General features: G+C 41.3%; 6 protein-coding genes and 1 pseudogene. 3 read left to right on the top strand and 4 right to left on the bottom strand.

The genetic code is table 11. The features are described 5' to 3' along the window. Nucleotides 1-427 precede the first annotated feature (427 nt). Complete coding sequence (locus tag M595_RS02240) at nucleotides 428-2,275, top strand: GAF domain-containing protein (RefSeq protein ID WP_023064385.1); 1,848 nt, start codon at nucleotides 428-430, stop codon at nucleotides 2,273-2,275. An 8-nt stretch (nucleotides 2,276-2,283) separates the two neighbouring features. Next, the gene (gene folK, locus M595_RS02235; protein ID WP_023064395.1) at nucleotides 2,284-2,799 is read left to right on the top strand and encodes a 2-amino-4-hydroxy-6-hydroxymethyldihydropteridine diphosphokinase; all 516 of its coding nucleotides are present in this window, start codon (nucleotides 2,284-2,286) and stop codon (nucleotides 2,797-2,799) included. A gap of 31 nt (nucleotides 2,800-2,830) precedes the next feature. Here the strand turns inward: folK and M595_RS02230 are convergent, their stop codons facing one another. Both M595_RS02230 and M595_RS02225 read right to left on the bottom strand, forming a co-directional pair. Beyond that, the gene (locus M595_RS02230; protein WP_023064334.1) at nucleotides 2,831-4,753 is read right to left on the bottom strand and encodes a S8 family serine peptidase; all 1,923 of its coding nucleotides are present in this window, start codon (nucleotides 4,751-4,753) and stop codon (nucleotides 2,831-2,833) included. Between the two features lie 1,146 nt (nucleotides 4,754-5,899). Continuing rightward, nucleotides 5,900-8,650, bottom strand: a pseudogene (locus tag M595_RS02225) (class I SAM-dependent DNA methyltransferase). Between the two features lie 712 nt (nucleotides 8,651-9,362). Here M595_RS02225 and ltrA point away from each other — a divergent pair. After that, a complete protein-coding gene (gene ltrA, locus M595_RS02220; RefSeq protein ID WP_023064325.1) occupies nucleotides 9,363-11,105 on the top strand; it encodes a group II intron reverse transcriptase/maturase in 1,743 nt (580 codons plus the stop codon). 168 nt (nucleotides 11,106-11,273) lie between these two features. Here the strand turns inward: ltrA and M595_RS29985 are convergent, their stop codons facing one another. Then, nucleotides 11,274-11,669: a polyphosphate kinase 2 family protein gene (locus M595_RS29985; RefSeq protein ID WP_203418996.1), complete on the bottom strand. Its 396-nt coding sequence runs from the start codon at nucleotides 11,667-11,669 to the stop codon at nucleotides 11,274-11,276. A 399-nt stretch (nucleotides 11,670-12,068) separates the two neighbouring features. Then, nucleotides 12,069-12,671, bottom strand: coding sequence for a pentapeptide repeat-containing protein (locus M595_RS02210; RefSeq protein ID WP_023064392.1), 603 nt, complete (start codon nucleotides 12,669-12,671; stop codon nucleotides 12,069-12,071). Nucleotides 12,672-12,792: the final 121 nt, after the last annotated feature.

Below are 12,792 nucleotides of genomic sequence, written 5' to 3'. Positions count from 1 at the left end.
GAAAGTCCCGGTTCGGTTTTTGTGAGTCACTTTTCCAGTCTTGAACAAGCATGGATTTGAGTGTATCGGGGGGTTTAGACTCGTCCCCAAAACGGTAAAAACGAGTCAGCTAAAAGAGTTGAGAGGTCAGGTTTTAACCCGCCTCAAAACATCCTTTTAGAGTCCCCGCTAATCGAGAGTAGGGGAAGAAGTCACAGATTACGACTTGAAGACCTCCAGGAAAGAAGCTGACTCTATTGCTCTGTGACCGAATAGATCCGGGAGCGAGAATCAAAAGCTAGAATCAAAGATTAGTAGTCTTAAGTTCCTTTTATCTCGATCAATTGATTGGTCTGAGGCTTTCAAATTCTCAGATTCTCTTGAGTCGAAGGTGAAGCTTAATTTCCCTAAACTGCGTTGAGGTAAAGGTTCCCTGTCGCGAACACTGATGAACTCTAATACAGACTTTCAGCTTTCAAACTCATTTCCTGCCGAAATTTGGCGAGAGTTGGGGGCTGATTTAGTATTTATTCAGGATGCATCGGGTAAGTATCTGTCGTTTTATTGGCAACAGAGCGAATCCTATGGTCTTGGTGCTGACCCAGTAGTAGGCTCTCAAATGGGGGAAACGTTTGGGCCTGCTTTGTTAGAACCCTATCTAGAACGAATTCACCGTGTTCTCGAAAATTCAATCCCAGAGCGATTTAGCTATCCCTTTGTTTATCAAGACCATTATATTCCTTTAGAATTAGTCGTCAGTCCCATTTTGACCCTGAATGCCAAACCGAGTCGAGTCTTGGTTATGGGTCGCTCTCTGGAGCAAAATGAGATGAATTCGGAGGCAAATCTCGACGAAATCATTGCTTATCGTTCTTTGCCTTCTAACTTTGATATTCAGCAAAAAATGCTGGTGCAAATTGCCGGAACAATTTGTCGGACAGTCCCTCCGAGTTCCCAGATTTATCAAACCCTTCTCAGTCAAATTACCCAAAAAATTCGCCGCACCCTTGATCTCAAGCAAATCTGGCAGCAAACCGTGGCGAGTTTAGGTCAGGTTTTGCGAGTTAACCGTTGTATTATTTGTCCCTACAAACCCGATCAGACTCACACGGATATTCGGTTCCAGCACACCCAAGTTGTGGCAGAGTATCTGCAAAATCCCTACGAAAGTATGCTCGGTTCAGAAATCTCTATTAGTTACGAGTGGGGTTGGAGTCAAGCCTTGGCAACCCTCGAACCCATCGCCCTCGAACGCACTTCTGCTTCTGAAGACCCCTACAAACGTCGTTCTGTTTTGGTGGTGGCGACATCCTATCTCGATCAACCCAATGGAGTGATCCGCCCGAATGGTTTGATCGCCCTCCATCAATGCGATCGCTTTCGTCAGTGGACACTCGCTGAGATTGATTTTGTGCGCGAACTGGCGACTCATGTGGGAACAGCAATTGCTCATGCAACTTTATATCAAGAACTTGAAGAAGCCCGAGCAGAAGCAGAAGCCTCCTCCCGTCTCAAAAGTGAATTTCTCGCTAATACTTCCCACGAACTCCGTACCCCGCTTAATGGTATTATTGGCTTTCTCAAACTCGTTATTGATGGGATGGTTGATGATCCTGAAGAAGAACGAGAGTTTGTGCAAGAAGGTCATCGCGCTGCTTTACATTTGCTCAATTTAATTAATGATGTATTAGATATTGCCAAGATCGAAGCCGGAAAAATGGAAATTGACTTGGCTTTAGTTAAAGTGAGTGAACTTTTAAAAGAAGTCGAACAGTTTACCAAAACTCAAGTTCAACAAAAAGGATTAAATTTATCGATTCACGAACACTCTTACGCCCCAGGTTTAATTGTTTATGCCAACTATCAACGCCTTCTACAAGTGATGCTGAACTTGGTGGGAAATGCCATTAAATTCACTCACGAAGGAGGAGTTAGTATCAGTTTAGGAGTCCTGAACCAAAAAGTCATCCTTCAGAATCAAGAATTTCCCGGTTTTGTAGAATTTCGAGTCACAGATACCGGAATTGGTGTCCCTTTAGAAAAGCAAGATCGCCTTTTTAAAGCCTTTTCTCAGGTCGATACAGGCTACACTCGTCAATATGGGGGTACGGGTTTGGGATTAGTGATTTCTCAGAAATTGGTACAAGCGATGGGAGGCAGTGTGAAGTTCTATAGTCTTGGCGAAGGTTTAGGCTCAACCGTCACATTTACCGTTCCTTTGTATCAAGAACCTCGACAAAATAACGCTGAAAATTATAATATTTTGTTGGATGACACGCCCAACTCTATCTCTTAATTTTTAATATGAACTTTGCACAAGCGGCAATTGCTCTCGGTAGCAACTTAGGAGACTCCCTCGCCACAGTTAAAACCGCTTTAGAACTGTTGGACAGTTACCCCAGTATTACCGTCAAATCTCACTCGAGTTGGTATCAAACAGCCCCGGTTGGGCCGCCTCAACCTAATTATATCAATGGTTGTGCTATTTTAACAGTCGAGAACACCGAAAAAACTCCCGCTCAAACCGCAGAACTCTTAATGCAAACCTTACTGAATGTTGAAACTCAGTTTGGGCGAGTTCGACGAGAACGTTGGGGACCAAGAACTTTAGATTTAGATTTGCTACTCTTTGATGATTTAATTCTCAAAACACCGACTTTAGAAATTCCTCATCCCCGAATGCGAGAACGGGCTTTTGTGTTGGTTCCGCTCGCTGAAATTGTACCCCATTGGATCGATCCAGTCAGTGGAAAAGATATGACTCAATTAGTGGAGAAAATAGACTGTTTTGGGGTAAACAAAATTTCTGAAGATGAATAATTGGAATTAATCTAGATGATAACCAGACAGATTAGATAGAAACAAAATTCTGTTCACTCAGAGAATGTAACCCGTCTACTGTCGCCAGGGTTTGATTTTGAGCTGCGATGAGAGTTGCGCCATCTTGGAAACTGAGCGTTAAATCGGTAAAAGCCAAGCCATCACTCAAACTGATAATATCTTCTCCAGGCGTAAAGTCTTTGATCACATCGACACCCGCTTCTAAACCTAAATCAAAGCGGTCATTTCCTTTTCCACCAATCAAAACATCATCGCCTAAATTTCCACTTAAAACATCGTTTCCTTGTCGTCCCAGTAAAATATCATTTCCTTGACCCCCGTAGAGCGCATCATCTCCCGCTTCTCCTAACAGTTGGTCATTTCCTTGAGCGCCCAGAAGAACATCAGACCCAGCACTACCTGTAAGAATATCATCTTCTACAGTACCCATCACGTCATTGTTCGCATCCCGAGATACCCGAGTAATGGCTGTATCATCTTCGGCGACTCCCGCAGACTGAGGCGCAATTAATTCTACCGCTGCATCCGCTTGAATTAAACCCGAACCGCTTTTAAAATCTAACCCCGGAAAATCAGCATCAAGTGCAGTTTCCTCTAGAATACTGCGAACTTCCGCCGGGGTTAAAGATTCCGCACCGCCACCCGCTTGTAACATCAGCGCCGCAACACCAGCCGCGTGGGGAGCAGCAGCAGAAGTACCGCTAAAGTTCGGAAACGCATCACTATCAGAAGAATTATCCACACCGAAAAAGGTGGTATTTACGCCGTCTGTGGCGAGTAAGTTCGGTTTTTGACGAATTAGAGAACTCTCTAGGTAAGTTCCATCTGCTGCGATTAAGATGGGGGTTCCACCGACAGACGAAGTAGATTTAGCTTTGGGAATACTTGTACCGAATGCTGGAGTATCATTGTAGCTTGTCGCCCCAATTGCGATCGCGCCTTCTGCGTTGGGATGTCCGAAGACTGTTGAACTATTATGACCGTATTCAAAGTTGTCTGCGTCGTTGGAAAAGCTGATGTATTTGATTTGATTCGGTTCGGTAGAGTCTACTCGTTTACCAATCAAAACGTGAAACTTGCTGCTGTCGGTATTATTGGTGAAAGAAATGGTTTCGAGGGGGTCTGCTCCCACGTTGTTGTCGGCGCTAGAAGCAACAATATCATCTGCACTCAGGTTGAGAGAGTCTTTTTTAACGATAAAGATATCTAAATCACTGGTTGCTCCCGAACCATTATTCACAGAGGCGAAGGGTTCATCCCATTGTAGTGTTAATGGCCCGAGTTTCTTTCCTGCATCCAAGCTAAATTGGTTAAAGACATCAACACCTGCTCCGCTATTAAAATCATGGGCTTCGTAGGTGATACCGTTGACGGTGAATGTGTTCGCTGAGTTGCTGAATTCTGACTCGTAGGAGCGTTGACCATCGTTTCCAGCAGCGGAGAAATAAACTACACCTTGGTCTACCACTCGATTAACCGCTTGGGCTGCAATTCCATCTTGGAAAAAGGGCTGATTGGTAAAGCCCATATCATCAACAATTATATCTGCTCCGGCTGCGGCTAAAGCATCAATAGCCTGAGCCATTTCTACATTATTAGATACTCCATAAAACATCAGTTCAGAACCCGGTGCAATGTCGTGAACGATTTGCAACATCGCCCGACCTTCATCTTTACCTTTAGAGCCTTCATTTATGACTTGTACCGGAGTTGTATAACCATCTGGATTACTGACACCCGGAAGATCGCCACTTCTAATGTCATCTGCTGCGGTTACTCCGTCTTTTAATAAGTTGAAGCTATCAGAAATGATCCCAATTTTAATACCGCTACCATCGAGGTTAAGTATATTACGAATTTCGTCTGTATTCAGAGCAACATCACCTTGACTAATGACTGAGTTTGAGCGGGTAATGGGTTGATTAGAAAACATGACGACGATCTCCTGGGCTTGCTTTTTGTAAATTTGTTTGAGTAATTAATATGAAAAAATGAGTTAATCTGTAGCCTTTTATGGTTGATTTAGATTGGTTTGATTAACTTGTTAGGTTTACAGCAATTTTTAATGTTGTCCGTAAATATCAAAGGTTTTTGTAAAGATAGAGTGATTAGCTTGCCGTATCTTTTTTAACCTTTCATAATTAAATTATTGCAGTTCACTCTAGGGTCTGTCATCGGTTATCCCACTGAACTTTAGTGATCTATTAAAGTAAAAAAAAGAGAGTGAAAACAAATACACGGAGATGAATATGGAGATAATTTATGCCTAGCTAAAAACAAAATCTACGTATTTATTCGGATAAAAAATGAAATCAAAGTCTCCGTAAAAATACCAGAATATAACTTTTGAATATTTAATCAATATATTTTCAGTGAAATTACTGACTGGTGGAAAAGTAATTTGCTACAACTCGAAATAAAAATCAGTCAGTAGTTTCTCGGATTACATCAATAATTAGTAAATAAAAAAACTAAAAATCCCTAGATACTGTTGTGGAGACTCAGTATTTCTACGGAGATTTAATTTAAAAAAACACTAACCTCAAGCCCGAGGCTGCCAGCCCCGAACAATTGGGTTTTTATTCAGAATCCGGAATCAGAACTGGGACAAATGTAGTATATATGTAGTGCAAAAAAGCTCATGTAGGAAACAGAATGTCTGCTCGGGGGCGAATCGACTCCCTCCGAGTTAATTGTACAGACCATTCGACCTTCAACGCTAAACCTAGAACTCACTCGGACAACTCAAACGAATGCACGTTAATAAACAGGAGGATATCGACCCCCGCGATCGCATACCGCAAAGCCTTTAGTAGATAGATAATTGAGGCGACCGCCTAAAAATCACGACTCACAATAATAGCGATCGCAATCATTACTCCCCTGAGTCGCCGATTTTGTAGGGTTTGTTAATACAATGTAACGCACCCAAACGTTACTGAATGCTAATTGTTTGTGCGTTACTCTCAGTTAAGCACTAAAAATGATGCTGATCCAGCAGAAAGAGACATCAGAAAGAAGCATGAGTTAGTCTCAGCTAAAGGATTGTTGTTCCTATTTCTGAACATCATCCAATTTATTAACTATCTTTTTTCTTACTTCGCTTTTTTTTCTCGACTTTGAGCAATGGCGCACTTAGGGCTTCATAGAGGCTAAATAAATACTCAATGCGATTTAGTTCGCTAACGAAGGGCTGGGGACGATAGCAAAGGTCTACAGCTTTGTCTAGGGCTTGATGGGCTTTTACCAAGTCGGGCGGCATGGTGAGAGGATCGTAAAGAGCGGCGAGGCTGCTATCAGGATATTTTGCCCTTGTGTCTAATACTTTTTGTGCGGCAGTTTCAACTTTTTTCTTTTGTTTGTCGTTTGCAGTTTCAGGGAATGGATAGTTGTTGTAAACAATATCTTTGGAATAGCGATAATCGCTTTTTAATCGTCCACAGACATACCTAACCCAAGTCATGTGCATTTCTGAAGTGAGAACACCAAAGTGATAAAGTGTGGCTTCAGAAATAATTAGACATAGATTACTTGTAATAACTTCTTGCGGCATAAACCCAAGAGGGATATAGTTTCGGTTTTCAGATGAGACACTTGGTACAAGTAAATAGTCTGTTGAAGGCATATTTTCCACATGAAAACGAGTTGGAGTTTGTGCTAGTTTCTGAGTAGGAATACTTTTACTTTATAATCTTACTTTTTTAACTGCTTCAACCCTCTTTAAGGCTTGGGGCATCTGTTTTAATTCATTAGGTGGGCAATCTCCCAACCATAAACACCATCTCTCACGATTATTAATAAATTCATCAGATCCTACCCATTTTCTAAACCATTTAGCAGATTTTGGTTCTATTTTAATAAATTCTCCTTTTTCTGGAGTTGTAAATAGATAGTTGCCACCATCAATTGGTTTATTGCCAATACCTATTGATGGGATATTAGATAATGGCTTTCGTCTTCTTTGAATTGTTGTGTCTGTCCCATTGACTAAGTAAGGATTAATATTTTTTGCCTTTATTTCTAGCGGTTCACCCTTTATATCTTCATACTCAAAAATACGTTTCTCTAAAATATCAAAGTTTGCAAACCCAATAATGACGCAATATACAGCAGCATTTTTTCTGGCTTCGTTGGCCCACTTAAAAGTTCTATGAGCAAAATGAATTTTAATTTTGTACTTATTAAAGAGAATATTCCACAAAATACCAACTTGCTCACCTTGAGAAATTGAGTTTGTACTAACAAAAGCTACTTGGATGTTTGAATTTTGAATGAGTTCTGCTGCTTTGATATACCAAGCTGAGACATAATCCATAACTCCAGCACCTTTAGGCTCGTTAAATACACCAAGAAGATCATTCCTTTGTGTTTCATTCATCATTTTAGAACCGACAAATGGAGGATTACCCAAAATAAAATTTAACTTCTCTTTTGCAACAATCGACTCCCAATCAATTCGCAACGAATTACCATGCACAATCTTCGCGGATTTCTTCAAAGGCAAACGCACAAAATACTGCCCAAACTCATTACTCACCTTCACATTCATCTGATGATCAATCAACCACATCGCCACCTCAGCCACCCGCACCGCAAACTCATTATATTCAATCCCTGCAAACTGATCCACATCGACTTGAATAATCGAGCTAATATCCGTCACTAATTGCCCATTTTTATTCAACTCCAACAAAATCAAAATCTCTAAATATCGCAATTCCCGATAGGTAATAATCAAGAAATTACCACAACCACAAGCAGGATCAAGGAAATATAAATTGGCAATCTTTTTATGTAATGTTTCTAGTTTTCCCTTGCTACTTTTTCCCTTCTCAAAATCAGCATACAAATCATCCAAAAAAAGCGGCTTAATCAATTTTTGGATATTCTTTTCAGAAGTGTAATGCGCCCCTAAATTGCGCCGTTCCGTCTGATTCATTACCGCCTGAAACATCGACCCAAAAATCGCAGGAGAAATCTTACCCCAATCAAATGCACAAGCCTTTAACAATATTTCACGCATCTGCTTATCAAACGCCGCAGGTTGTACAGTCTCCTCAAATAACTTCCCATTCACATAGGGAAACTGCACCAAATTCTCATCTAAATTCCTTAAGCGTCGCTCATTCGGCGTATTCAAAACATGGAAAATTGAAGCAATGTGCATCGCCAAATCACTGCCATCTTCCTTCGTATGCAAATCGATATATTCCCAGAAAATTCCCTTATTAAAAATGGCCGTATCATCAGCAAACATACAGAACAATAGCCGCACCAGATACACTTCTAAATCATGCCCTATATAGCCAATTTCTTTGAGGCGATCGTGCAGTTCTCCCATCAATTCCGCCGCTTTAATATTGACAGGATCTTCATCCTTATAAACCCGTTTTTCATATCCCGCCATAAAGCCGAATAGATGCACATGATTTACAAAATCCTTTAGCTCAAACTCTTTGGTTTCGTTCGTATCTAAATCATAAAGCCTGAATTTATGAAAATCCGAAACCAAAATATATTTCGGTAATTCATGCTCCTTTAAATTTGGAAAATAATCTTTTGCTTGTTGTGTAGCCTTATCTAAGTCCTTACCCCTAGACTTATGCTCCACCAAAATCGTCCCCTTCCACAGCAAATCAATAAACCCTTGCTGATTGTCTGCCTTTTTAATTGGTAGCTCAAAACTCCCCACCCGCCGCCGTGAAATGCCAAACACATTAAAAAAGTCATTCCAGAATGATTGCGACTCTGACTTCTCTGAAGTTTCAGTTTCCCATTCCTTAGAAAAGGTGATCGCCCTTTGCTTAATCTCATTCCAACTTAGAGGCATATCGGCAAATGTTAAGACATAATGTTAGGCAACCTTTATACTATCATTCAGTTCCTAAAATTACTTATAATTGAGATAGCCGTGCGATTCGTTTAGGTAAAAGTTAGGGCTGAAATGCTCAAAAAAACGTAAGCCTAGCAGGAAATAAATCTTCCTGATAATTGTTACAAAGTCCCAAGGAACATCAATATTCCGAGGTAAGGGATGGGCAGAGTCAACGGGATAAAAACCCGAAGCCCAACGTCTAATGCAGCCCTAGTTTTAGAACTGACAATTCTAGGATTAAAGCGGGCTTGGCAAGGCACTGAGAGGGAACTGACCCTCAACACCGTGACCACTGACAATCTGACATGGTTAAGCATTTTGCTGAACATCTGTCCTGAACCCCGATAAAAAGTAAGTAGCCAAACTCAGTTGATAGGCTGCGTTCAAAACGAACAATGGGAAAGGTAGGGACTTAACTATATTACCTACATCGACTCTCAAAAGTACCACCGGGGATAGGATGAACCTAAATCAGAAACACCCTTTGCAACGAAACGAAGTAACCCCATAGTTGCTATCAAGTTATTGGTCGATAACTTGATAAGTAATAAGTCTAAGCGCAAGGGCTATGCGGATGAGATGGAGTAAGAAGCAAATGCCTATCTGTAATGGATATGGATAAGCAGACGTACTTCGGTCTGATTAAACGATAAAGTGGTCATTAGCAATGAAAACGGCGATAGCGAGTTTAAAGACTACGAACAACGCATGGAACACAATGCCATGGGGTAAAATCCAACGCAAAGTATTCAAGTTGCAAAAGTCAATTTATCAAGCAGTCAAATCGGGACAGAAAGCAAAAGCTAGACGACTTCAACGTTTACTCAACAAGTCCTATTTTGCAAGACTCTTAGCAGTACGCAAAGTAAGTCAAGATAACCAGGGTAAGCGAACCGCAGGGGTTGATGGAATCAAAAACCTAAGCCCCAAAGACCGGATTCACCTGGTAGACAAGCTGAAGCAACGACAAAAAGCCAAAAGCCTACGTCGAATATGGATACCAAAACCAGGCAGAGACGAAAAACGCCCTCTAGGTATCCCTACTCTGCACGATAGAGCCTTGCAAGCCTTGGTTAAATTGGGATTAGAACCCTATTGGGAAGCACAGTTTGAAGCCGAATCTTACGGGTTTCGACCCGGACGTTCAGCCCATGACGCTATTGATGCAATCTTTAAGAAAGCATTGATAAAACCTCAATACGTTCTAGATGCAGACATTGCCAAATGTTTCGACCAAATTAACCATGATCACCTCCTGTCCAAACTAGATTGTCCCTCTGTGTATAAACGGAGTATCAAACAATGGCTTAAAGCTGGAGTATTGGACAATGGCGTATTTGAAGCAACAAAAACAGGAACACCACAAGGTGGGGTTATTAGCCCACTCCTTGCCAACATTGCTTTACATGGAATGTTAAATACGGTTGTCAACCATTTCCCACAAAGTATCATGGTTGATGGAAAACAGATACAAAAATACCGCCCGAAAATCATTCGATATGCCGATGACTTCGTAGTTATAGCAAATAACCCTGAAGTCATACTAGAAGCCCAAGACCTGATTAAAGAATGGTTAAAACCTGTTGGATTAACCCTCAAACCTGAAAAAACGAGGCTGTGTAACACCTTGTACGAATGGAATGGGGAAAAACCGGGGTTTGACTTCTTAGGCTTTAATATCCGACATTATCCTTTAAGTATTCACAAGGGAATCAATGCCGGACAAGCCGGGGGAAAAAAACCATACCAACTAAACATCAAACCATCTCAAAAGGCAATCAAGAGTCACTACGACAACTGCAAAAAGGTCATCAAGACCCACCGCACAGCACCCCAAAGTGCCTTGGTTAAGCAACTCAACCCGGTCATCAAAGGATGGAGCAACTACTTCTCTAAAGTAGTCAGTAAAAATGTCTTCTCCAAACTTGACCATATGATATGGAATGCTTTAAGGGCATGGACAGCCTCTCGATGTGGTAAAGCGTCCTACAACAAACTTAAAAACTATTACAGATATGGAGTCAATGGAAAATGGACGTTCCAAACTAAAGAAGGGTTTCGACTGATAAACCACATAGAAACCCCCATCAAGAGACACATCAAAGTCAAAAGGGAGAAATCACCTTATGACGGCGATTGGACATACTGGAGTAAACGGATGAGCAACGGCTACACAGGGATACCAAACCGCGTAACCAAACTCATCAAACGTCAAAAAGGACGATGTACATACTGTGGACAATTCTTCACAATTAATGACCTGATTGAGACAGACCATATTATACCTCAATCTAGGGGCGGAAAAGATATTTACAAAAATCTTCAAGCCTTACACCGTCACTGTCACGATTCCAAAACCCAACAAGACGGAAATCTAAACCGGGATGATTGTACCCATAAAAAGGGTTAACAGACTAGGAGCCGTGTGAGGTAAAAGTCTCATGCACGGTTTTGAATGGGAGGGGGAGAAGGTGACTTCTCTCTCGACCCCTAATTTATCTTGAAACGAATCGGTTAGAATTTGAGGAGAGGAAAAAACAGGAATATGGCGATCGCCAAAATTAACTAATTCTCATCCTTATTTCTGGCTCTCCAGAATTTCCTTCGCATTTAAAAGTTCCTGATGTTGCTCTTTGCTGACCTTTGGATATTTGAGATTCAGTTCCTTTAACTGCGTGTAAATGATGCCCGCCACAACTAGACGAGTAAACCATTTGTGATCGGCGGGGATAATGTACCAAGGAGCATATTTTGTACTGGTGTGATTGAACATATCTTCATAGACACTCATATAGTCATCCCAAAAACTACGCGCTTTCGCATCATTTATAGCGCTACGCGCTATGGTTAGGACAAAAAAACGTTCTTTTTGCTCCTCTTTAGATACATTGAGAAAAAACTTGAGGATGATCGTTCCATTATTAACCAGATGCTTCTCAAAGTTGTTGATTTCTTCAAAGCGGCGCTTCCAAATATCATTATCAATGACACTAACAGAGAGCGGTCGCTGCTCTAGGATTTCTGGATGTACTCTTGTAACTAAACTTCGTAATAAGATCGATTAAGAGACTGTTTGTAAACAAAAGGTATGGAAGAAGGTTACGACCCAATGGGATTGAATAACAATCTTCCCCAAGCTGAGGGTTTAATTGATGCCGAACTGCTTCAGGGCGATTTGTCTGCCCGTCGGGGATTATTATTGTGATCACGCGCCTCAATTTGGGGAGCGCGATTATTCAAGCTGAAGTACAGTTAGTGAAGATGTTTGGCTATTCTAATTAACTGCAATTGCTAATCGCTAACATCGGGAATCGCAACATTTACAATGGAGTTTGCCTGTTATCGTCAAATTCACTAATATTTTGGGATATCCCTAACTCTGTTTTAGGGCTAGAGGTGTTCCTTCTAAACAGGCTCCATCCAAAACGGTTCCCAACCATTGAGTTTGTTCGACAATCGCACAAAGTAAGTTCGCTCGTTCTAAGTTGGTTCCCCGTAAAACCGCACCACTGAGATTCGCTTCTTCTAGATCCGCTTGGGATAAATCGGCTCCAGAAAGATTAGTATTTCTCAAGTCTGCTTGTAATAAAACAGCTTGACACAGGTTAACTCCTCGCAAGTCAGCCCCTCGTAAATCGACTCCTGTTAGATCTAAGGCGCCACAACTGACACCCGTTAAAAAGGCTCCAGCAAAACTCGCTCTATGGACATCCGCATCAAGTAAAATCGCACCCCTCAAATCAGCATTTCGTAAGTCAGCCTCAATTAAATTAGCACCAGTTAAGTCAGCCCCCCGTAAATTAGCGCGTAACTTTGCTCTTTGTAAATTGGCTCCCGTTAAACTCGCACCTGTTAAATTGGCTTGAGACAAATCGGCATCGCTTAAGTCTGCGCCCGATAAGTCTGCACCCGCAAGGTAAGCATAAGTGAGTTCTTTCAGTTTTCCCCGTCGAATAGCACTTAGGTCAAGATTCATAACATTTCAATCAACATTCAATAAAGAGTTCAGAAGTTCAAGGAGTTTGAGAAGTTCGAGAAGTTCAGAGGTTCTAAACTCTTTATTCCTGTCACTCCTAAACTTCTTAATTGATCAAACT

It is taken from the genome of Lyngbya aestuarii BL J, assembly GCF_000478195.2.
Lineage (GTDB): Bacteria > Cyanobacteriota > Cyanobacteriia > Cyanobacteriales > Microcoleaceae > Capilliphycus > Capilliphycus aestuarii.
Note: the sequence above shows the minus strand (reverse complement) of the source record. Positions and strands in the feature narration are given on the sequence as shown.